This is a genomic window from Streptomyces coelicoflavus (genome assembly GCF_003112555.1).
GTDB lineage: Bacteria > Actinomycetota > Actinomycetes > Streptomycetales > Streptomycetaceae > Streptomyces > Streptomyces coelicoflavus.
Map to the genome: position 1 here is coordinate 92,260 of NZ_BEWB01000015.1, position 22,038 is coordinate 114,297.

A 22,038-nucleotide genomic window follows, 5' to 3' on the forward strand; every position below is an offset into this window, starting at 1 on the left:
GCCGCGCCCTCAGCGGCCCGCGGCGGCCACGGGGGCAGCGGGGGCCGCGGGAGCCGCGGGGGCCGTCCAGTTGGCGGCCAGCCAGGTCTCCAGGGAGACGAGGCCGGGCCGGCCGCGGCGCAGTTCCCCGAGGTCGGCGCGGTAGCCGTCCCGCTCGAACCAGTCGAACATGTTGGCGAGGTCGGGGCGGGCCGAGCGCAGCGGCTCGATCGGCAGCCGCCGGTAGCTGACCGGTACGCCGGCGACCGCCTCGAACGCCGCGGCCATCTGCGGTCCGGTCAGGCAGTCCCCGGCGATCTCGACCACCCGGCCCAGCCACGCGTCCGGGTCCTCGAAGGCGTCCGCCGCGAACACGCCGATGTCGGCGGTCGCGATGAGCTGCACCGGGGTGGCGGGGTCCAGCCACATGGAGAGCACGAGCTCGCCCTCGACGGGGCGCGGGGCGATGTCGAGCAGGATGTCGTGGAACATGACCGGCCGCAGCACGGTCGTCGGCAGGTCGAGGGTGCGCAGGTACTGCTCGGTGCGGTGCTTGCTCTCGAAGTGCGGGACGCGGGTGTCGCGGTCCGCGCCGCCGACCGAGCTGTAGACGAAGTGCCGCACCCCGGCCCGTACCGCGGCGTCGGCCACCGCCCTGGCCTGGCGTTCCTCGGCCTCGACGCCGCCGGGTCCCCGGAAGGTCTGGACGCTGAACACGCCGTGGACGCCGTCCATGGCCGCCGTCAGCGACGCCTCGTCGTCCATGTCGCCGCGGACCAGGACCGCGCCCGCCTCCCGCAGTTCGGCCGCCCGCTCCGCCGCGGGGTCGCGGACCAGGGCGTGCACGGTGTGTCCGCGCCGCAGCAGTTCGCGGGCCACGGCCCCGCCCTGCCGGCCGGTCCCGCCCAGCACCAGGATCGTCTGGTCAAGCGCCACTGTCTTCTCCAAGTCTCGTGCCCGCCGGCGCAGGTCCGGCGGTGCGGTCGGATGCGGCGGCCGCACCGCGGCCGCCGTGCGTCGGAGGGCGCGCTACCAGGGCACGGGTCCCTCGTCCGCCAGGCACGCGCCCGACGGGCCGTCCTCGTCCAGCAGGGCGAGCCGGACCACGATCGCGGCCCCCTCGGCGGGTGTGCGGCGCCCGCGGTGGTGGTTGATGTCGGTGGCCACCACCCCGGGCAGGGCGGTGTTGACCTTGACCGGGGTCCCCCGCAGCTCCTTCGCGTAGGCGACCGTGACCGCGTTCAGCGCGGTCTTCGAGGACTGGTAGGCGATCATGTTGACGCCCGCCAGCGGGGAGCCCGGGTCCGACTGCAGAGTCAGCGACCCCACGTGGCTGGACAGGTTGACGACGCGTCCGGCCGGGGAGCGCAGCAGCAGCGGCAGCATCGCGCCGGTCACGGTGACCACGCCGAAGACGTTGGTCTCGTAGACCTCCCGCAGGTCGGCCGCGCCCGCCTCGCTCGGCGCGCCGGTGAAGCCGCCGGCGGTGCCCGCGTTGTTCACCAGGATGTCCAGGCGCCCGTACCGCCGCTCGATCTCGCCGGCCGCCTCGGCCACCCGGGCCGGGTCCGTCACGTCGAGCCCGATCGGTGTCGCGGCGATGCCGTCGGCGGCCAGCGCGTCGGCGGCCCGCTTGCCGAGGGCCTCGTCCCGCGCGCCGACGAGGACGGCGATGCCCCGCTCACCGAGTTGCCGCGCGGCGGCGAAACCGATGCCCTTGTTGGCGCCCGTGACCAGGGCGACCTTCTCGAGGGTCACGTCAGCTTCCTTTCTGCGGCCGAAAACGCGCACAATTCCCACCGCCGATATTGCTGCGGCGCACTCCTCCCGTTCAAGCGTTCACCGGCACGTTCAAAAGGCACCGGTCCGCGGTCGAACACGGCGCGGGGTGCACCGGCGAATTCCGGAATCGTTGCGGCCGCACTTCGCCCTGAGTAGCTTCACAAGGCCAACCATTGCCACAGCGCAAAGGGCCTCATGAAATGAAGAGAACTGACGTCATAGTGGTCGGTGCGGGGCCGGCCGGCCTGATGCTGGCCGGGGAGCTCCGGCTGGGCGGAGCGGACGTGACCGTCCTGGACCGGCTGCCCGCCCCGCACGGGGAGTCCCGGGCCCTCGGCTTCAACCGGCGGGCGGCCGAGTCGCTGGCGCAGCGCGGACTGCTGGAGCGGCTGGGAGAGGTCCGGTGGGGCCCGATGGGCCACTTCGGCGGGGTCCGTTTCGACCTCGGCATGCTCGACGAGGACCACAGCGGTGTGCTGGGCCTGTCCCAGGCCAGGACCGAGGAGGCGCTGGGCGGCCGGCTGGCCGAGCTCGGCGTGCCGGTGCGCCGCGGCCACGAGGTGACCGGGCTGCGGCAGACGCCCGAGGGTGTCGTCGTGTCCTTCACCGGCCCCGACGGGCCCGGCGAGGTGAGCGCCGGGTACGTGGCCGGCTGCGACGGGGCGGGCAGTGCGGTGCGCGCGCTGGCCGGCATCCCCACCCGGGACCGGGAACCGACCCGGGGCATGTTCACCGCGGAGATCAGCGGCGTCTCGCCGCGTCCCCGGCCGATCGGCGAACGGCTGCCCGGCGGACGCATGGTGGTGTGCACCCCGCTGGGCGGCGGCCGGTTCCGCGTGGTCGTCCACGACCCGGACCTGCCCGCCCGCCCGGAGCCGGGCGCGCTGACCTTCGCCCAGGTCGCCGACGCGTGGCGGCGGCTGACCGGCGAGTCCATCGACGGCGCGGACTGCCAGTGGCTGTGGGCGTGCGGCAACTCCGCGGCGCTGGCCGCCGAGTACCGGCGCGGGCGGGTCCTGCTGGTGGGCGACGCGGCGCACGAGATCCCGCCGCTGGCCGCGTGGGGGCTGAGCGCCGGGTTGCAGGACGCGGTGAACCTCGGCTGGAAGCTGGCGGCGGTGGTCCGCGGCCGGGCCCCCGAGGGCCTGCTCGACACCTACCACGCCGAACGCCACCCCGTCGGCGAGCAGTTGGTCCGCGACTCCGGCGCGGCGTCGAAGCTCTACCTCGGCGACGAGGCCATGGACCCGGTCCGCGAGGTCGTGGGCGAACTGCTGGCCCACAAGGACGCCGCCGAGCGGATCGCCGGGATCGTGAGCGGTCTCGGCATCCGCTACGACCTGGCCAAGGGCGACCACCCCCTGCTCGGCCGGCGCCTGCCCCCCGACCGCACCCTCACCCTCCCCGACGGCACCCGCACCCGCGTCGCCGACCTCCTGCGCACCGGCCGCGGCCTGCTCATCACCACCGGCGACACCCCCGCACCCCAGCACACCGACCACACCGCCTACGCCGATCGCGTCGACACCGTCACCGGCACCTGGACCGACACCGCCCCCGATGCCCCCGACGCCCTCGACGCCGTCCTCGTCCGCCCCGACGGCTACGTCGCCTGGACCGCACCCGGCACCACCGACGACCTCGGCCAGGCCCTCGACCGCTGGTTCGGCGGCCGGTGAGCGCCCGGCGGCACCCTTCGAAGAGGAGTGAGCACATGGCCAGGGATGTCATCGTCGTCGGGGCCGGCCCGGTCGGGCTGATGACGGCGGGCGAACTCGGACTCCGCGGCGTGGACGTCGTGGTCCTCGAGCGGCTGCCCGCCCCGACGCGGCAGTCGCGCGGCGCGAGCTTCACCAGGCGCACCGCCGAGTGCTTCGACCAGCGGGGCCTGCTCGGCCGTCTCGGCGCCACCGAGCCCGCCGACAGCCACTTCGGCGGGGTCCCCATCGACCTCGGCATGCTGACGCAGGACCACTACGGGCACCGGGGCGTCTCCCAGTTCCGCACCGAGCGGATGCTGGAGGAGTGGGTGGGCGAACTCGGCGTACCGGTGCTGCGCGGCCGGGAGGTGACCGGGCTGCGGCAGGACGCGGACGGCGTCGTGGTGGACGTCGAGGGACCCCACGGGCCGGCCGCGGTGCGCGCCGCCCACCTGGTGGGCTGCGACGGCGGGCGCAGCACCGTCCGCAAGCTCGCCGGGATCGGCTTCCCCGGCACCGACGGCCGGCGCGGCTTCCTCACCGCCGACGTCACCGGGATCGACACCCGCAAGCGGCGCATCGGCGAGGACCTGCCGGGCGGCAGCATGGTGATGGCCATGGACCTGGAGAACGGCGTCACCCGGGTCGTCGTCCACGAGGCCGGCACCCCGCCGCCGCGCGACCGCGACGCGCTGTCCTTCGCCGACCTCGCCGACGCCTGGCAGCGGCTCACCGGCGAGTCCATCCACCACGGGCGGTGCCGCTGGATCAGCTGCTTCACCGACGCCTCGCGGGCCGCCGCCGAGTACCGGCGCGGGCGGGTCTTCCTGGCGGGCGACGCGGCGCACGTGCAGCCCCCGGCGATGGCGCAGGGGCTGAGCGTGGGCGTCCAGGACGCGGTGAACCTCGGCTGGAAGCTGGCGGCGGTGATCGGCGGCCGGGCCCCCGAGGGCCTGCTCGACACCTACCACGCCGAACGCCACCCCGTCGGCGAGCAGCTGGCCCGCAACGCCCGGGCGGCGATCGAACTGCGGCTCACCGGCGAGGACATGGACCCGGTCCGCGAGATCGTGGGCGAACTGCTGACCCACCGCGACGCCGCCGAGTACGCGGCCGGCATGCTGAGCAACCTCGGCGTCCGCTACGACCTGGCCAAGGGCGACCACCCGTTGCTCGGCCGGCGCCTGCCCCCGGACCGCACCCTCACCCTCCCCGACGGCACCCGCACCCGCGTCGCCGACCTCCTGCGCACCGGCCGCGGCCTGCTCATCACCACCGGCGACACCATCCACGACATCACCGCACGCCACCACGACGACTACGCCGACCGCGTCGACACCGTCACCGGCACCTGGACCGACACCCCCGGCACCGCACCCGACGCCCTCGACGCCACGCTCGACGCCGTCCTCGTCCGCCCCGACGGCTACGTCGCCTGGACCGCACCCGGCACCGCCGACGACCTCGGCCAGGCCCTCGACCGCTGGTTCGGTCCCGCCCGCACGGCCCTCTAGGCGCCCTCGACCGGGGGGCCGGTCCCCCCGGTCAGACTGCCAGGCACCTGTCCCGGCGCCGGGCGCCGGAGCCGGGACGGCCTCTACGACACTAACCGCGAAGGATCTGGTGGAATGGCTGGCACCGAACAGGATCAGGTGAGTGGAAAGCCCCATGTGGTCGTCATCGGGGGTGGTATCGCGGGACTGGCGGCGGCGTTCCTGCTCCGTGACGAGCCGGTCCGGGTGACCGTCCTGGAGGCGTCGTCCCGGCTCGGCGGGAAGCTCTCGGTCTCCGAGGTGGCGGGGGTCGCGGTCGACGAGGGTGCCGAGTCCCTGTACGCCAACCGGCGCAGGACCACCGGCCTGATCGAGGACGCCGGGCTCGGCGGGACGATCAGGTCGGCGGGCGAGACCGCGTCGGCGATCTGGACCCGGGGCGGGATCCGGCGGCAGCCGGACCGTCAGTTCATGGGCGTGCCCTGCGACATGGACGACCTCGCCCGGTCCGGTGTCGTCTCCGCCGAGGGGGTCGACCGGGCCCGGCAGGACCTCGTACTGCCGTCCTTCGACCGGGAGGGCGACGTCTCGGTGGCGGACCACGTCGGCGGGCGCTTCGGCCAGGAGGTCGTGGACCGCCTCGTCGAGCCGTTCCTCGCCGGGGTGTTCTCCGGCCGCGCCGCGGACCTGTCGTTCGAGGCCACGCTGACGCCGCTGGCCAAGGCGTCCCGCGCGCACGTCTCGCTCGCGGACGCGGCGGGCTCGCTGGTGCCGGTGCTCGCCGAGGGGCAGAAGCCGCCGCCGGTACGGGTGGCCACCCTGGACGGCGGGTTCGGTTCGCTGCCGCCCGTGCTGGTGCGCCAGGTGCTGGCGTCCTCGCCCGACGCGTCCATCCGCACCGACGCCCCCGTGCGGGAGCTGGCCCGCCGCGCCGACGGCTGGCGGGTCACCGTCGGTCCGGCCGCCGCGCCGGAGCACATCGACGCCGACGCCGTCGTCGTCGCCACCCCGGCCGGCCCCTCGGCCCGGCTGCTCGCGGGTGTCCCCGGGGCCTCCGCGGCGGTCGCAGCGTTCGAGGAGGTGCCGTACTCGAGTGTGGCGATGGTGACGCTCGCCTACCCGCGCGCGGCGTTCCCCGGCGGGCTGCGGGACCGCGGATACGCCGGCTACCGGGTGCCCGCGGTGGAGGGCAGGGCGGTCAAGGAGGTCACGTTCACCACGGTGAAGTGGCCGCACCTGGCCGGCGAGGTGGAGATCGTCCGCTGCTCGATGGGGCGGTTCGGCGAGGAGGGCCTGCTCCAGCGCGACGACGGCGACCTGGTGGCGCTGGCGGCCGCCGAACTGGCCGAGGCCACCGGCGTGACGGGCGTCCCGGTGGCGACCCGGGTCAGCCGCTGGCAGGACGCCCTGCCGCAGTACACCGTCGGCCACTTCGAGCGGGTGCGCCGGATCCGGGAGACGGTGGCCGCCCAGCCCGGACTCGCGGTGTGCGGCGCCCTGTACGACGGTGTGGGCGTCGGGGTGTGCATGGCCTCCGCGCGCCGGGCCGTCGAGCAGGTGCTGGCCGGGATCAAGCAGCGCGACGCGGTCGCGGCCGGCGCCTGAGCCGTCCCGGTACCACGTGGAAGGGGCCGTGCCCGGAGTTCCCGGGCACGGCCCCTTCCACGTGTCGTGCTTCTCGGCGAGGCCTCAGCGCTCCAGCACCGCGGCGAACGCCTGGGTCAGTGCCTGCTCCGGGTCCTCGCAGGCGTCCGTGCCGCGCCAGGCGACGTGCTGGTCGGGACGGACCAGGAGCGCGCCGTCGTCGGTGATGCCCCGCACCGCCTCCCAGCCGCCGTCCACGTCGGCGTACTCGCCGCCGGCGCCGATGCGCACCACGGCGAGGCGGACCGAGAACTTCTCCGCCACCCGCGCGGCGGCCTCGGCCCACACCGTGCCCCGCCCGCTGGTGATCAGCGTGAAGTCGGTACCGCCGGTGGTGTCGAGGGTGGACAGGCGGCGGCCGTCGCGGGTGATCCAGGCGTGCGGCAGCCGGTGCCCGGGGCGGGACGTCGGCACGTGCTCGTTGCGCATCGGGACGCGGGCCGGTGCCTCACTGCCGTCCGGGACGAGTGCCCCGTCCTCGTAGTGGAAGCCGACCTCCATGTCGAGGGACTGGCAGCCCCCGCGGTGGGTGTGGAAGATCTCCAGGGCGCGGGCCCGCACGGTGTCGCCGAGCGGCGAGGGGTCGAAGTACGCCTCGAGGCGCTGCCTGCGGCGCCCCGCCGGGATGTTGTGGCCGGCGCCCACGGCGTCGATGACCGCCTGGTGGTGGACGGCGGCGGACACCGCCCAGTCCACGTTCTCCCGGCCCACGGGCCGGCGTTCGGCCTCGTAGGTGTCGATCAGGGCGTCGGTGGCCCGGCCGTCGAGCACCGCGGCCAGCTTCCAGGCGAGGTTGTGCGCATCCTGGATGCCGGTGTTGAGGCCGAGACCGACGGCGGGCGGCTGGCGGTGCGCGGCGTCGCCGGCGATGAGCACCCGGCCGACCCGGTAGCGGTCGGCGAGGTGCGCGTGCACGATCCAGTCCGTCACCTTGTGCACCGTCACCTCCAGGTCCGGCAGGCGCAGCAGCTCGCGGATCCGGGGGACGACCGTCTCGTTGTCCCAGCGTCCGGGCGGGCCCGGGGCGAAGTGCAGGCCCCACTGCTCGCAGTCCTTGCCCCAGCTCGGCCCCATCTCTATGAGGTTGCTGGACAGGTCGGGGTCCTCCGGGCTGAGGAAGTGCGTGATGAGCGTGCCCTCCTCCCACCACTGCGACAGGTCGGCGGAGAAGTACGCGGTCGTGGTGTTGACCAGTCCGGGCGGGCCCTGCATCTCGATGCCGACCTCGGCCCCGACCATGCGGCCGCCGTCGGCCCCGATGAGGTACTTCGACGTGACCGTGGTGGTCTCGCCGGTGTCGAGGTCGCGCACCTCGGCGACGACGTGGTCGCCCTCGTCGGAGAAGGAGAGCAGCTCGTGGTGGAAGAGGATCCGGCCGGGATTGCGGTCCTCCGCGTGCCGGCGCAGGATCGGCTCCAGCCACATCTGCGGCAGCTTGGCGGGCAGGACCGGCCCGGCCGCCGCGTAGGCCGCGGTCAGTTCACCGCCGCCGAAGGCGTCCATCTCGTGGATCAGGCGCCGGTCCAGCGGTCCGTCGCCGGCCAGCGTGGTCTGCCAGCGCACCTTGCCGAACTTCTCCAGCGGCGCCGCCTCGGCGAGCACGTCGTCGGCGACCGAGTGCTGTCGGTAGATCTCCATCGTGCGCTGGTTGAGGTAGTGCGCCTTCGGCACCCGCGACGTGTCCGGGTGCCGCTCCACCAGCAGATGGTCGACGCCCTGGTCGGACAGGAAGACGGAGGCGGACAGACCGCATCCGCCACCGCCCACGATCAGAACCGGAACCTCGACTGATCCCATGTTCGTCCTTTCGGAAGGTGACAGACAGACCCGCGCCGGCGTTGCGTCTCGGGGGAACGGGGACTGCCGTACGTGCCGGGCTTGGTAGTGCTCGCAGCATGGCAAGGGCGTCTCCACCCCGGGTCAAGGACGGGTGGACCGCGCCGCTCGAGAAGCTGCTCGGGGGCTGCTCGGAGGTCAGCGGGCGCGCCGCCACCACCGCTCGCGCCGCGGCCGGTCGGGCTCGGCGGGCAGGTCGCTGAAGGCCCAGCCGAGCCAGTCCTTGATGTCCACCGCCAGCACCGGCCCGCCGTCCCTGAGGTAGCGGGCGCCGTCGAACTGCGCGTACTTGCGGTCGATCAGGCCGAGCGCGTGCGTGCGCTCCGGGCTCTCGCCGACCACCCGGCCGGTGCCGCGCAACCGCACCCACCACGCCTTCAGCCAGTCGTCGTCGTAGAGGTCGGCCAGCACCGTGACCCGCTGGTCGTGGTCCAGGTTGCGCAGCCGCTTGGGCCGCGGGTTCCCGTTCTTCGGCCGGTCGGTCGGCGAGTAGAGGACGTCGCCGTCGACGACGAAGATGACGGGCACCAGGTGGGCTCCGCCGCGCGCGTCGACCGTGCCCATCCGGACGGACCGCTCCCGCTCGAACCGGCTCCGCATCTCGTCCTGCCCGAGTTTCATCTCCACCCCTCCTTGTCCCTTGGCGCGGGTGGTCCCGGCGCCGAGAAGACCGGCGCCGAGGTCTCGGCGCCGGTGCGCGCGGCCCGTTCGGGGGCGCGTTCAGATCCGGTCGGCTGTGTGCGGCCCAGATCCGGTCGGCTGTGTGCGGCCCAGATCCGGTCGGCTGTGTGCGGCCCAGATCCGGTCGGCTGTGTGCGGCCCAGGTGCGGTCGGCCTGTGTGCGGTCTAGGTGCGGTCCGCGTGCTCCCGTTGCCGGTCGGTCACCGGACGTGGCCCGCCGCGCTGCCGGCGCAGCCGTACCAGCAGGATCAGGACCGCGCCCAGGACGGCGAGGCCGACCGTGGTCAGGCCGGACAGCTTGATCGTGCCCGCCGGCCCGAACGCCCCGACCAGGGGTCCGCCGAGCGCCGCGCCCAGCGGTGTCGCGATCACCAGGATCGCGCTGCGGAAGGCGCTGAGGCTCACCAGTTCCTCCAGGGGCGCCTTCTTCTGGAGCAGCGTGATCGTCACCGGCCCGTAGGGCGCGTAGATCAGCCCGCCGAGGCCGAAGCCCACGACGCCCGCGGCGAGCGTGCCGAAGTGCGCGAACGGCAGGATCGCCAGCCCCCAGCCGGCCACGATGGCCAGCGCGGTCGGCCACAGCGGCAGCCGCCGCAGGGTGCCGGCGACCAGCGCGCCGACGACCGCGCCGACGCCGAAGGTGCCCCAGATCCAGCCCAGCGCGGTGGGGTCGCCGCCCATCCGCTCGGCGACGAAGACCGGGACCGCCACCTCGATCGGCCCGTACAGCAGGTAGAACACGAAGGTCAGCGCCAGCAGGCCCATCAGCTCCGGATGCCGGGCGAGGGTCTGGCCGCTGCGCCGCAACGGGACCGCCGGACGGCGGGCGACCTTGCCCTCGCCGCGCACCCGGGCCGACACGGCGGCGAGGTACACGTAGCTGAGCGCGTCGCCGGCCAGCACCGCGGCCGGTCCGAGCGCGGCCGTCACCAGACCGGCCAGCGGCGGCCCGATGATGAACGACAGCTGCTCCTGGCTGCCCACCAGCGCGTGCCCGGCCAGCCGGTCGTCGGCCGGCAGGGTCTCGGCGACGAACGTCTGCCGGCCGGCGATGCCCCAGGCGTGCAGCACCGAGGAGGCCGCGAGCAGCGCGATGTACGTCGTGACGTCCAGCAGGTCCAGCCAGTACAGGGCCGGGATCAGCGCGAACACGGCCGCGCGCAGCACGGAGTTCAGCAGGATCAGGCTTCTGGCGTTGCGCCCGCTCAGCCAGCGTCCCAGCGTGAGCGAGCCGATCGCGGCGGGCAGGCTGTAGGCGGCGACGGCCAGGCCCACCACGGTGGACCGGTCGGCCGGCGCGGCCAGTTCGACGGCCAGCCAGGCCACGCCGACGAAGCTCATGCCGTCGCCGAGGAAGGAGACCAGGAAGCCGGGCTGGAGCCGGCGGAAGTCGGGGTTGGCGAGGCAGCGGGCGTACCCCTCGGGCAGCACCCGCCGCGCCCACCGTGTTCCGGTCGTCACCGCTGCGCCTCGGCTTCGCTCACCGCGCAGCGGAAGCCGATCTCCGGGCTTCTGGCCGTCAGGACCTTCCCGGCCCGGCTCACGGCCGTCAGCAGCGCGGGGGGCGAACTCCACGCGCCGCCGCGCACGCTGACCTCGGCCGACCACTCGCCCCACAGGTCGCCGGGGTCCATCGTGCCGAAGCGCGGCTCGAGCGGGAGGCCGTCCAGGTAGCGGGTGGACGTCCATTCCCACACGTTGCCGCACAGGTCGCGGATCCCGAACGGGGACTCGTCGCCCGGCAGCGCGCCGGCCGGGCCGGTCGACGCCGACGGCTCGGTGCCGCGCAGGTCCGCCAGCCGGCGCAGCCACGTGGCGCGGTCCGGGGCCTGTTCGCCGTCCGGGGCGACCGTGTGCAGGCCGCGCACCAGGGCGGGCCGGAACTCCTCGCCCCACGGGTGGCGGCGGTGGTCGTCGCCCCGCGCGGCCCGCTCCCACTCGTCCTCGGTGGGCAGCCGCTTGCCGCACCAGTCGGCGTAGGCGACCGCGTCGTACCAGCTGACGCCGGTCACCGGGTGGTCGCCGGCGAAGCGGGGGTCGTCGGCGGTGGAGCGGGTGTGGTCGGTGCCGCGCGGCTCGTCCGGGTGGCACCACAGGTGGCCGTGGGCGGCGACGTCGGCGACGAACGCGTCGTAGGCGTCGTTGGTGACCGGCAGGGTGTCCAGGTAGAAGCCCGCCACGTCGGCCTCCTCCACCGAGGAGCCGCCCGGGTCGCCCCAGGAGCTCTCCCCGCCGGGGCGCGGGCCGCGCCGCAGCCGGCCGGCCGGGACGTGCCGCATCCCGTCGAGCGAGAGCCTGCTGGGCAGCCGGTCGGCGGACAGCGGGACGGGCAGGTCGTCCAGGACCGCCCCGGCCACCGCCGGGTCGGCGAGCAGCGTCCGCGCCGAGGCGAGCGCGTGCGCGTCCGCCACCGTGACGAAGCTGCCGGCGCCCGCGGCGATCTGGTCCGGCGAGCGGCCGAGCACGGCCAGCAGGGCGTGCAGCGCCGACGGGCCGCCCGCGGAGCGCAGGGCGGGGGTCCGGGCCAGCGAGGCGAGGGCGGGGGTGCGCACGGTCTCGTCCGGGTCGGCCAGCGCCCACCCGACGGCCTCGGCCGCCAGGTCCGGACAGAGCCGTACGCAGGCCGCGAGCGCCTGCCGGCGGACCTCCGGCGCGTCGTGCAGCAGGCCGACGGCCAGGCACTCCCCGAGGAGTTCCGGGTCGCCGGTGAGCCGTTCCAGCGCGCCCAGGTAGCCGCCGAGCAGCGCGTCGCGTTCCGCCGCCGGGCCCTCGGTCCAGCCGGCGATCCGCAGGACCTCGTGGGGCGTTCGTGCGGTGGAGGTCTCCGGTGAGAACTGCTCGGTGACGGTCATCGCGTGCCGGCCTCCGCTCCGGTGATCATGCTTGCGAAATCCTCGCCCGCCCGGTGGCTGTACGCCGTGCCCGCGGTGGGCTTCTCCCCCGCCGAGTAGTACACGTACAGCGTCGCCCGGCTGGTGTCGTCCAGCACCGGGCCGGAGTGGTGGAGGATGTTGTAGGTGTGGCAGATGACGTCGCCCGCCTCGGCCTCCAGCGCGAGGCCCTCGGACTCCAGCCGCCGGGGCGGATACCGGTGGGAGCCGGGCACGAGGACCAGGCAGCCGTTGCGGACGGTGGCGGCGTCCAGGTAGATGCCCACGTTCACCAGCGGTGTCACCGGGAGGTCGTGCGGGAAGTCGAGGTGCCAGTCCAGCGCACTGTACGAGCTGCGCCTGCCCCGCTTCATCTGCCACACGGCGCCGTCGATGGCGTCCTCGAACCGCCAGGTCGGCCCGCCGAGCAGGCCGGGGCCGAGCGCGTCCAGGTTCCGGCGCCCGATCAGTTCCCGGGTGTCGGCGCAGTGCAGGGTGAAGTAGGGCAGCCGGTGCAGGGTGGCCCGGCCGTCCTCGTCGTAGGACGGCTTGATCACCTGGTCGCGGTGCTCGGCGGGCACCTTCCCGTCGAGGGTGTCGCGCTCCAGGCGCCGGGCGTCGCGGCGGACGACCTCCACGTCCTCGGCGTCGAACACGCCGCGGTAGATCACGAAGCCGTACTGCTCGTAGAAGGCGCGTTGTTCCGCGGTGACCGTGCCGTCGTAGTGGAAGCGCGGGACGCGCTGCGGGGCGCTCACCGGATCACTCCCCGGAAGCCGATCTCGTTGTGCCGGTCCGTGAAGAGGTCCTTGCCGCGGAAGTACGTGGTGACCTGCTCCAGCATGGAGGTCCACGCGCCGCCCCGGATGACCACCGAGGTCTCCTCGGCCGTGGCCCACTCGGTGCGGGGCCGGCCGGAGATCATCGGTTTCATCCGGTCGCGGGTGAAGAAGTTGGTGTCCGTCCACTCCCAGCAGTTGCCGACCATGTCCACGACGCCGTAGGGGCTGACGTTGCGGGGGTGGGAGCCGACCGGGACGGTGGTGACGGCGGGGGTCGTCGCGTCGAAGGTGCTCAGGACGTCGCGCCAGTGCTCCAGGCTCCGGGCCGGTCCGAAGGACGCGCCGAACCAGCGCAGGGCGTCCGGGTCGAACTCGTCGCCCCACGGGTAGCGGGCCCCCTGCTCGCCCCGTGCGGCCTTCTCCCACTCCAGCTCGGTCGGCAGCCGCTTGCCGAGGTGGGCGAGGTAGGCGTAGGCGTCGAACCAGTCGACGCCCGTGGCGGGGTGGTCGGGGCCGAACCGGGCGTCGCCGGCGATCCCGCGGCGGTGGTCCTTGCCCTCGGGCTCGTCGGGGTGGCACAGCGCGTGCTCGGCGGCCTGCGGGCCGTCCGCCCACGCGTCGTACTCCCGGTTGGTCACCGGGTGGCGGTCGATGAGGAAGTCGGGCAGGTGGCGGACCTGCCGGGGGACCGCGTCGTCCACGTCGTACAGCGGGTGGACGACGTCGTCCATGCCGATGCCGGTGACGAAGTCGGAGGCCGGGACGCGCACCATGCCGTCGGGGACGGCGCCGGGCAGGTTCTCCGGGTCGTAGTCCCAGTGCTCGTCCAGCGCGGTTCCCGGCGGCAGCTGACCGGTCTCGGCGTGCTCCCGCTCGATCCCGAGGCGGGCCGCGCGGTCCTCGGCGCCCAGGATCCGGTCCATCGCCTTGGCCACCACGGCGGCGCCGATGCCCACCGGCTTGGTGCTGCGGAACAGACCGGCCTCGGCCGGCCCGGTGATGTGGACCAGTTCCTCGTAGGCCTCTCCGACGCGGTGCCGGCCGGCGATCGTCGCGGCGGTGAACACGACGAAGTCCTCGTCGTCGCCGAGCAGCCAAACCAGGAACTCCCGCGCCGCGGGGTGGGTGGCCAGGAACGGCTCGACGCCCTCGAGCACCGTCAGGCGGACGTCCGCGCGCGGGTGGGTGGCCGCCATCGCGCAGATTTCCTCAATGATCCTGGGGTGCCGGAAATCGGCGATCTCCGCACGCAGTTCGGCGCGTTCCGCGTCGGTCAGCGGATCGCGCGATTTCTGCCACGGTTCGTGGGCCAGGAAACGATCCACCAGCCCGTTCAAGGTTTTCTGTTCAACGGCAAAGCGCTCGTAACTCCATCGGTGCACTGGTTTCACCTCGACTGCCGGTTTCTCGGATATTCATCAGGCCCACAGCCCAGTCCGTGGAGGGCCGCACGGCCCTCCACGGACTATGAGATCTGCCCTGGTCAGGCGGCCCACTTGAAGTGCGAACCGGCCGGGCGGACACCGCCCTTGCGCTGCGAGCGCAGAGCGTTCCACTGACGAAGCGTCTTCATCTGTTTCACCTCCTGAGGATGACTCGGCAACCGAGTGCACCGACGGTCCCTTTGTGCGCTCGGCCCTGTCAAGTTCCCGCATTCACCGGCGTTGCCGAACGGGCCTTCCACTTGTTCAACCGCGGCGGCCGCGCGGTTGAACACCGGGTTCGCGACCCCCTTTCCTGGACGCGTTGATCCCATCCCCCACGATTCGAAAGGGGTGCGTCGTGCGCGTTCTCGTCGTGCCGTTTCCCTGGAAGACTCACCTGTACAACCTGGTGCCGCTGGCGTGGTCGCTGCGGACGGCCGGGCACGAGGTGCGCGTGGCCGGCTGGCCCGACCTCATGGACGCCGTCACCGGCGCCGGCCTGCCGGGGCTGGCCGTCGGCCCCGGCGAGACGCCCGAGGTCCGCGGCCGCCGGGACCGGCGCCAGACCTCGGAGCGCGCCGCCGCCGCGAAGCGGGCCCCGCAGCAGGGGCTCGGCCCGCTGTTCGACCTCCGGCCGGACCGCGAGCGGCTGGGCTGGGAGCAGGTGTCCCGGGTCTTCGACGACCTGGTGCTGCCGCAGGCCCGGCGGTCCAACGACCCGATGATGGAGGACCTGGTCGCCCTGGCCCGCTCCTGGCGTCCTGACCTGGTGCTCTGGGGCGCCAAGGCGTTCGCGGGGGCGGTGGCCGCCGCCGCGGTGGGCGCGGCCCACGCCCGGGTGCTGTACTCCGTGGACGTCTACGCGCGGCTGCGGGAGGACTTCCTGCACGCCCAGGCCCTTCAGCCGCCCGGGCGGCGCCCCGACGCGCTGCGCGACTGGCTGGCGGGCTGGGCGGGCCGGTACGGCGTGGAGTTCTCCGAGGAGCTGGTGGACGGGCAGTTCACCGTCGCCCCGTTCCCCGAGGCGTTCCGGCCCGACCCGCGGCCGGCCACGCTCCCCGTGCAGTACGTCCCCTACAACGGCCCGGCCGTCGTGCCCGGCTGGCTCACCGGGCCGCCGCGGGCGCCGCGGGTGCTGATGACCTTCGGCGACTCGGTCGACGACGGGCCGCTGCGGCTGCTGCCGGTCGCGCGCGTGCGGGAGATCCTCGACGCGGTGGCCGACCTGGAGATGGAACTGGTGCTGGCCCTGCCGCCGCAGGCCCGGCGGGAGCTGCGCGAGGTGCCCGCCCACACCCGTGTGGTCGAGTCCGTTCCGCTGTCCGAGGTGCTGCCGACCTGCTCGGCCGTGGTGCACCACGGCGGCACCTGGTCGTTCGGGTGCGCCCTGCGCCACGGCGTTCCGCAGCTGCTCGTCGGCCGGGCGTTCGACGCCCCGCTGAAGTTCGGCTGCCTCGAACGCGCCGGCGCGGGCACGGCCATGACGCCGGACCAGGCGGACGGGCCCGCGGTCCGCTCCGCGCTGCTGCGCCTCCTGACGGACCGGGACCTGCGCGCGAACGCCCGGCGCCTGGGCGAGGAGACGCGGGCCATGCCCTCCCCCAACGACCTGGCGCACACCCTGGAAGACGTGGTCGCCGCCCACCGGGCCGGACGGGCACCCGCCGTGCGCTGAGGACGCCGGCGCACCGGGACACCGGACGGGCCCCGCACGGCGATCGTGCGGGGCCCGTCCGGTGTGCGGGTCAGGACGTGGGCACCGGGTCCGGTGCCGCCTGGCAGACGGCGTCGACGCCCCGGCGGGAGTGCGGCCGGGTGCCGTCCCTGAGGAAGTCGCCGACGTACTCGTTGAGGCAGGTGTTGCCGTTCGCCGACAGGGCCGCGCCGACGTTGTGGCCGCCCTTCTCCAGGACGAGCCGGGAGTTCGGGAACAGCCGGTGCGTCTCGACGGCGCCGGCCACACCGTGCGCGGTGTCGAACTGGGGCTGCACCAGCAGGACGTCCACCTTGCGGTTGCCGACGTCGACCGGCTCGCTCCGCGCGGGCTCGGGCCAGAAGGCGCACGGGGCGTTGTACCAGGCGTTGGTCCAGGTCAGGAAGCGGTTGCCGGCGTTGTACTGGCGGGTGTAATCACGGTGCCACCGCTTCCAGTCGGTCGGCCAGGGGCCGTCGGTGCAGTTGACCGCGTTGGTCATCGCGTGCCGGTTCTGGTGCGGGAAGCCCGGCGGCGAGTAGTTGGCCCGCAGTGACGCCGGGTCCTTCTTCACCACCCAGTCGGAGAGGATCTTCGCGCGGGACAGCCAGGTCCAGCTGCGGTAGACGACCGGTTCGAAGACGTCCGCCCACTCGGACGGGCCGATCCGCCCGTCGACGGGCGCCGCGCGGAGCGCGTCCTGTCCCTCGTAGTAGTTCGCCTCGACCTCGGCCTGGGTCGTGCCCAGGTGGTAGACGTCGTCGTACTTGGCGATCCAGTCGAAGAAGATCCCGGCGTTGCGCTCGGAGAGCACGTTCTTGCGCAGGGCGTCGCGGTATCCCACGCCGCTGGGGCGCACCACGCTGTCCAGCACCATCCGGTCCACCCGGCGCGGGAACAGCGAGGCGTACACCGAGCCGAGGTAGGTGCCCCAGTCGGTGCCGAAGTAGGTGATCTTCTCCTGGCCGAGCGCGATGCGCATCCGGTCCAGGTCGCGGGCCGCGTCCTCGGTCGTCAGGTGCTCGAGCACGTCGCCGTACTTGTCGCCGCAGCTGTCGGCGTAGGCGCGGGCCCGCTCCTTCCACTCCCGCTCGGCGGCGGGCGTGGACGGCACCGGGTCCGGCTGGGCGTGCCCGGGGTCGAGGTAGTCGCTGTCGCAGACGACGGACGGCTCGCTGGCCCCGACGCCGCGCGGGTCGAAGCCGATCCAGTCGTAGGCGTCGCCGACGTCCTTGGCGAGACCGGTGGTGCCCTGGGCGTACCGGGTGGGCAGGTCGCGGCCGATGCCGCCGGGCCACTGGCCGCGGTTGAGCACGACGACGCCCTTGTACTCGCTGTCGGGAGCGGTGTGCTTGGCGCGGGTCAGTGCCAGGCTGATCTTCCTGCCTCCCGGGGCGTCGTAGTCGAGCGGCACCTGCACCGAGCCGCACTCCAGGCCCACGAGCATGTCGCCGAGGACCGGGTCGCCGCCCTCGCAGGGCACCCAGTCGACGGTGCCGGCGGCCGGGCGGGCCGTCTCCTCGGCCGCCGCCACCGGGACGACGGCCGAGCCCATCAGGGCGGCCGCGACCACCGTTGTGACCAACGCAAGCTTTCTCACGTAATTCCCCTCCTGAATTCAGCGCGCTGGCAGCGTGGCACCGGCTTGTCGGCTTCGGCTCAAGAACGCCTGGAAGTCCGGTGGAGGCAGGGCGCGTGATGACGCGGGGAATGCGGGGACTTCCTTAGCATGAGGGGGCGAGGAAACCCCCAACCCCCGGGAGTGAGAATGGCTGACGAGGCCATCCAGGGAATCAGGACCGTGCTGCACCCGGTGGCGGACGTGGCAGCGGCCAAGAAGCTGTACACCGCCCTGTTCGGCATCGAGCCGCAGACCGACTCGGAGTACTACGTCGGCTTCGACGTGGCCGGCCAGCACATCGGGCTGGTGCCGGCCGGGGCGCAGGACGCGCAGGTCGCCTACTGGCACGTGGCCGACATCGAGGGCAAGCTGGCCGAGGTCACCGCCGCGGGCGCCACGGTGACCAGCCCCGCCAAGGAGGTCGGCGGCGGCCGCCGCGTGGCCACCTTCACCGACCTCGACGGCAACGTCCTCGGCCTGCTCCAGGACGGCTGAGACACTCCTCGGCCCCGGCCGCCCCCGAAGCCCTTCGAGTCCGTCTCGAGAGGGCGTCGAGGGCGGCCGTCCACTGTTCGAAGCGCGGTACACCATCCTCCTCCCCTCGTCGAAAAGGGAAAAGGGCATGCTTCGAGCGTGGCATTCCGACTGCGATGTGGTCTCATGAAAATCCTCGTCACCGGCGGCGCCGGATTCATCGGCTCGCACTACGTACGGACCATGCTCGACGGCGGATATCCGGAATTCGAGGACGCGCACGTCACGGTCCTGGACGCGCTGACCTACGCGGGAAACCGCGACAACCTCCCCGCCGCGCACCCGCGGCTGAGCTTCGTGCACGGGAACATCCTCGACCGGGACCTGCTGCGCACCCTCGTCGAGGGCCAGGACGCGGTGGTCCACTTCGCGGCCGAGAGCCACGTCGACCGCTCGATCGCGGGCGGCGCGGTGTTCGTCCGCACCAACGTGGAGGGCACCCAGGCGCTGCTCGAGGCCTGTCTGGCCGCCGGTGTCGGCCGGGTGGTGCACGTGTCGACGGACGAGGTGTACGGCTCCATCGAGGAGGGCGAGTGGACCGAGGAGTCCCCGCTCCTTCCCAACTCGCCCTACGCCGCGTCCAAGGCGGCCTCCGACCTGGTCGCCCTGGCGTACGTCCGCACCCACCGGCTGAACCTCTCGGTCACCCGCTGCTCCAACAACTACGGCCCCTACCAGCACCCCGAGAAGTTCATCCCGCTCGCCGTCACCAACCTGCTCGAGGGACGTCCCATCCCCGTCTACGGGGACGGCGGCCAGGTCCGCGAGTGGCTGCACGTGGACGACCACTGCCGCGCGGTGCACCGGGTGCTCACCCGGGGCGGGGCGGGCGAGGTCTACAACATCGGGGCCGGCACGGCCGTACCGAACCTGGACCTGGCCCACCGGCTCGCCGAACTGTGCGGGGCCGGGCCGGACATGATCCGGCACATCACCGACCGCAAGGGCCACGACCGGCGCTACGCCCTGGACCAGTCGAAGATCGAGCGGGAGCTCGGCCACCGGCCGCTGACCGCCTTCGACGCGGGGCTGGCCGACACCGTGGCCTGGTACCGGGACAACCCCCGCTGGTGGAAGCCGGTCAAGGACAGCGGCGGCAGGCCGTGAGCGCGCCGGCCCGCCCCATGGAGCGCTCCTGGGCACCGACCGCGGAGCGCCTGGCACTGTCGGCCGCGACGACCGCGGGGGCGCACGTCCCCACGGCCGGGGTACCGGCCTGGCTCGAGGAGCACCGCCGCTCGGGCGGGACGGTGGTCCGGCGGATCCCGTTCGCCGAGCTGGCCCACTGGTCGTTCGCCGCGGACACCGGCAACCTGCGGCACAGCAGCGGACGGTTCTTCACCGTCGAGGGCCTCGACGTGCGGCGGCCCGGTGCCCAGTGGCAGCAGCCGATCATCGTGCAGCCGGAGATCGGCATCCTCGGCATCCTCGCCAAGGAGTTCGACGGGGTCCTCCACTTCCTCATGCAGGCCAAGATGGAGCCCGGCAACCCCAACCTGGTGCAGCTCTCCCCCACCGTGCAGGCCACCCGCAGCAACTACACCAAGGCCCACGGCGGCACGGCGGTGAAGTACCTGGAGCACTTCCTCGACCCCCGGCGGGAGAGCGTGCTCACGGACGTCCTCCAGTCCGAGCACGGCGCCTGGTTCTACCGCAAGCGCAACCGCAACATGATCGTCGAGGTGGACGGCGACGTGCCCCACGACGACGCGTTCCGCTGGCTCACCCTCGGTCAGATCCACGAGCTGCTGCGGCTGGACAACGTCGTGAACATGGACGCGCGCACCGTGCTGGCGAGCGCGCCGTCCGTCCCGGCCGGCACCCGAGCCCTGTCGTCCGACGCCGGCCTGATGACCTGGTTCACCGGCGAGCGCGCCCGGCACGACGTCCACGCCCGCCGCATGCCGCTCGGCGAGGTCTCCGGCTGGCGGCGGGACGCGTACTCCCTGGACCGGGCCGACGGCAGGTTCTTCCGCGTGGTGGCGGTGTCGGTCGAGGGCGCCGGCCGTGAGGTGGCCGGCTGGACCCAGCCGATCCTCGAGCCCGTGGAGCGGGGGGTCGTCGGATTCGCCTACCGGGAGTTCGGCGGTGTCCCGCACGTCCTGGCGCACGCCCGCGTCGAGGGCGGCTTCCTCGACACCGTCGAGCTCGCGCCGACCGTGCAGTGCGCTCCCTCGAACTACGCCCCGCTGCCGGCCGGTGAGCGCCCGCCGTTCCTCGACGCGCTGCTGAACGCCGCCCCCGAGCGCGTGCGCTACTCGACGGTCCACTCCGAGGAGGGCGGCCGGTTCCTCGACGCCGAGAGCCGCTACCTGGTCGTGGAGACCGACGAGGCCACCACGCCCACCCAGCCGCCGCCGGGGTACCACTGGGTCACGCCGGGCCAGCTGAACTGGCTCGCCGGGCACAGCCGCTACGTCAACGTGCAGGCCAGGACGCTGCTCGCGATCCTCGGCACGGTCACCGCGGGCCGCTGAGCCCCCGCACCGGGAAACGCCACGGGCCCTGTCCGGCAACTCGCTGCCGGACAGGGCCCGTGGGAGACCCGGCTGCTGTGCCCCCTGCTGCGCTACTGCGCCTACTGCGCCTGCTGCGCGGCGGGGAGCCGGCTGGTCATCGGGGTCCACTTCTTGGGGTTGATCCGCCAGTCCACCGGCTCCTGCTTGGTGACGACGTTGACCCGGTTCCAGAGGTTGACCAGGCCTATGTGCAGGACCACGGCGGCCAGCTGCACCTCGGTCCAGTGCTTCGCGGCCTCTTCCCAGACCTCGTCCGACACCGGGTCCTCGCGGCCGTCGATGCGCGTGGCGGCCTCGGCCAGCGCCAGCACGGAACGCTCGGCGTCGGTGAAGCAGGTCTGCTCCCGCCACCTCTCCACCAGCGGCAGGCGGTGATCCTCCTCCCCCGCCTCCTCGAACTCCCGCTGCTTCTTCGGCAGTTCCACGGTGCGGCCGTTGATCTGGCTCACCCTCAGGTGGACGAGCACGAGCGTCTGCAGCGGCACGTCGACGCTGTTGACGGCCTTGACCAGGGCGCGCATGGGCGGAAGAACGTCGGGCACCACCAACGAGGGGTTGGGCATCCGCGGCGACATGATTCTCCTTCGCATGGGGAATTCGGAAAACAGTTTGCTCAGGGCGGCCGCCTTTTCTCAATCGACACGAAACAGAGAAAGTGCGGTTCCACGTGTTCTCAAGCGCGTGCGGCCGCTTTCGCGAGGGCCTGGTGAAGCCGGCGGTCGGCCGTCTGCCCGGATTCCCATTGCACACCGAGCACAAAGGGGTGGTCCGTCGCCTCCACCGCCTCCACGGTTCCGTCCTCGGCCCAGCCGGTGGCCGCCAGGCCCGCGCCGAGCCGGTCCACCGCCTGGTGGTGGTGGCAGGCCGTCTCGGGCTCGTCCTCGTCGAGGACGCCGGCGATCCGGCTGCCGGGCAGCAGCTTGAGCGGACGGCGGCCGAGGGTGAAGGAGGGCGTGCGGGGGCGGTGCCCGTCGTGGCCGGTGACGTCCGGCAGCTGCTGGTGGAGGGTGCCGCCGTGCAGCACGTTGAGCAGCTGCATGCCTCGGCAGATCGCCAGGACCGGGATCCCCGCCTCGAGCGCCCCCGCGACCAGGGCCAGTTCGACGCGGTCGGCGTCCGGGGTCATCGCCCGGGTCGCCGGGTGGGCGTCCTGGCCGTACAGCGCCGGGTCCAGGTCGGGGCCGCCCGGGACCAGCAGTCCGTCGAGCCGGCCGGCCAGGTCCTCGGCCCCGGGCAGCAGCGGGAGCAGCAGGGGCGTGCAGCCCGCCTCGGACAGGAACGCCGCGTGCGACTGGAGCGCCAGGGAGACGACCAGGTCGCTGCCCTGGAGGGTGACGGGGGCCGTCCGCGCGCAGATTCCGACGACCGGACGCCGGCCGGTGGACGCCGGACGGTTCGTGACTGAATTCATGACCACCCTCGTGGGTCTGCGGGTTCAACCGTCAACGGGTTCAACCGAGGAAAGTCGGCAGATGAAACA

The 22,038-nt window shown here is 73.6% G+C and carries 18 protein-coding genes; 7 read left to right on the top strand and 11 right to left on the bottom strand.

The window, feature by feature from the left end:
• Window positions 1-9: 9 nt before the first annotated feature.
• Both Sco07f_RS32490 and Sco07f_RS32495 read right to left on the bottom strand, forming a co-directional pair.
• The gene (locus tag Sco07f_RS32490; protein ID WP_159107002.1) at window positions 10-915 is read right to left on the bottom strand and encodes an NmrA/HSCARG family protein; all 906 of its coding nucleotides are present in this window, start codon (window positions 913-915) and stop codon (window positions 10-12) included.
• Between the two features lie 93 nt (window positions 916-1,008).
• Window positions 1,009-1,737: an SDR family oxidoreductase gene (locus tag Sco07f_RS32495; protein ID WP_007389953.1), complete on the bottom strand. Its 729-nt coding sequence runs from the start codon at window positions 1,735-1,737 to the stop codon at window positions 1,009-1,011.
• A 224-nt stretch (window positions 1,738-1,961) separates the two neighbouring features.
• Between Sco07f_RS32495 and Sco07f_RS32500 the strand changes: the two genes are divergently transcribed.
• From Sco07f_RS32500 to hemG, 3 genes are all read left to right on the top strand, one after another.
• On the top strand, window positions 1,962-3,440 hold the full coding sequence (locus Sco07f_RS32500; RefSeq protein ID WP_108989939.1) for an FAD-dependent monooxygenase: 1,479 nt from the start codon (window positions 1,962-1,964) through the stop codon (window positions 3,438-3,440).
• Window positions 3,441-3,475: 35 nt separating this feature from the next.
• The gene (locus Sco07f_RS32505) at window positions 3,476-4,975 is read left to right on the top strand and encodes an FAD-dependent monooxygenase (RefSeq protein ID WP_108989940.1); all 1,500 of its coding nucleotides are present in this window, start codon (window positions 3,476-3,478) and stop codon (window positions 4,973-4,975) included.
• A gap of 114 nt (window positions 4,976-5,089) precedes the next feature.
• A complete protein-coding gene (gene hemG / locus Sco07f_RS32510; RefSeq protein WP_108989941.1) occupies window positions 5,090-6,559 on the top strand; it encodes a protoporphyrinogen oxidase in 1,470 nt (489 codons plus the stop codon).
• A gap of 84 nt (window positions 6,560-6,643) precedes the next feature.
• Here hemG and Sco07f_RS32515 read toward each other — a convergent pair whose 3' ends face one another.
• From Sco07f_RS32515 to Sco07f_RS32540, 6 genes are all read right to left on the bottom strand, one after another.
• Complete coding sequence (locus tag Sco07f_RS32515; RefSeq protein WP_108989942.1) at window positions 6,644-8,395, bottom strand: FAD-dependent monooxygenase; 1,752 nt, start codon at window positions 8,393-8,395, stop codon at window positions 6,644-6,646.
• Window positions 8,396-8,572: 177 nt separating this feature from the next.
• On the bottom strand, window positions 8,573-9,055 hold the full coding sequence (locus Sco07f_RS32520; protein WP_054102567.1) for a pyridoxamine 5'-phosphate oxidase family protein: 483 nt from the start codon (window positions 9,053-9,055) through the stop codon (window positions 8,573-8,575).
• A 225-nt stretch (window positions 9,056-9,280) separates the two neighbouring features.
• Window positions 9,281-10,576: an MFS transporter gene (locus Sco07f_RS32525; protein ID WP_159107003.1), complete on the bottom strand. Its 1,296-nt coding sequence runs from the start codon at window positions 10,574-10,576 to the stop codon at window positions 9,281-9,283.
• Entirely contained in the window at window positions 10,573-11,967 is a 1,395-nt protein-coding gene (locus tag Sco07f_RS32530; protein ID WP_108989944.1) for a formylglycine-generating enzyme family protein, read from the bottom strand. Before Sco07f_RS32530 ends, Sco07f_RS32525 begins: the two co-directional genes overlap by 4 nt.
• Entirely contained in the window at window positions 11,964-12,743 is a 780-nt protein-coding gene (locus Sco07f_RS32535; protein WP_007390197.1) for a phytanoyl-CoA dioxygenase family protein, read from the bottom strand. The genes Sco07f_RS32530 and Sco07f_RS32535 overlap by 4 nt, the downstream gene beginning before the upstream one ends.
• Window positions 12,740-14,092, bottom strand: coding sequence for a formylglycine-generating enzyme family protein (locus Sco07f_RS32540; protein ID WP_141652977.1), 1,353 nt, complete (start codon window positions 14,090-14,092; stop codon window positions 12,740-12,742). The genes Sco07f_RS32535 and Sco07f_RS32540 overlap by 4 nt, the downstream gene beginning before the upstream one ends.
• 457 nt (window positions 14,093-14,549) lie before the next feature.
• On the opposite strand from Sco07f_RS32540, the gene Sco07f_RS32545 reads away from it, so the two are divergent.
• Window positions 14,550-15,866 carry a nucleotide disphospho-sugar-binding domain-containing protein gene (locus Sco07f_RS32545; RefSeq protein WP_108989945.1) on the top strand — a complete coding sequence of 439 codons (1,317 nt, stop codon included), beginning with the start codon at window positions 14,550-14,552 and terminating at the stop codon, window positions 15,864-15,866.
• 70 nt (window positions 15,867-15,936) lie between these two features.
• On the opposite strand, the gene Sco07f_RS32550 is transcribed toward Sco07f_RS32545, so the two are convergent.
• Window positions 15,937-17,484, bottom strand: a complete 1,548-nt coding sequence (locus tag Sco07f_RS32550) for an alpha/beta fold hydrolase (protein ID WP_108989946.1) — start codon at window positions 17,482-17,484, stop codon at window positions 15,937-15,939.
• A 168-nt stretch (window positions 17,485-17,652) separates the two neighbouring features.
• On the opposite strand from Sco07f_RS32550, the gene Sco07f_RS32555 reads away from it, so the two are divergent.
• From Sco07f_RS32555 to Sco07f_RS32565, 3 genes are all read left to right on the top strand, one after another.
• Window positions 17,653-18,000, top strand: coding sequence for a VOC family protein (locus Sco07f_RS32555; protein WP_007389929.1), 348 nt, complete (start codon window positions 17,653-17,655; stop codon window positions 17,998-18,000).
• Between the two features lie 165 nt (window positions 18,001-18,165).
• Window positions 18,166-19,146 (top strand): dTDP-glucose 4,6-dehydratase, encoded by a 981-nt coding sequence (gene rfbB, locus Sco07f_RS32560; protein ID WP_108989947.1) that lies wholly within the window; start codon window positions 18,166-18,168, stop codon window positions 19,144-19,146.
• Window positions 19,147-19,163: 17 nt separating this feature from the next.
• On the top strand, window positions 19,164-20,516 hold the full coding sequence (locus Sco07f_RS32565) for an NDP-hexose 2,3-dehydratase family protein (protein ID WP_108989997.1): 1,353 nt from the start codon (window positions 19,164-19,166) through the stop codon (window positions 20,514-20,516).
• Between the two features lie 101 nt (window positions 20,517-20,617).
• Here Sco07f_RS32565 and Sco07f_RS32570 read toward each other — a convergent pair whose 3' ends face one another.
• Window positions 20,618-21,133, bottom strand: a complete 516-nt coding sequence (locus Sco07f_RS32570) for a carboxymuconolactone decarboxylase family protein (RefSeq protein ID WP_007389927.1) — start codon at window positions 21,131-21,133, stop codon at window positions 20,618-20,620.
• A gap of 98 nt (window positions 21,134-21,231) precedes the next feature.
• Complete coding sequence (locus tag Sco07f_RS32575; protein ID WP_007389928.1) at window positions 21,232-21,969, bottom strand: gamma-glutamyl-gamma-aminobutyrate hydrolase family protein; 738 nt, start codon at window positions 21,967-21,969, stop codon at window positions 21,232-21,234.
• Window positions 21,970-22,038 lie beyond the last annotated feature (69 nt).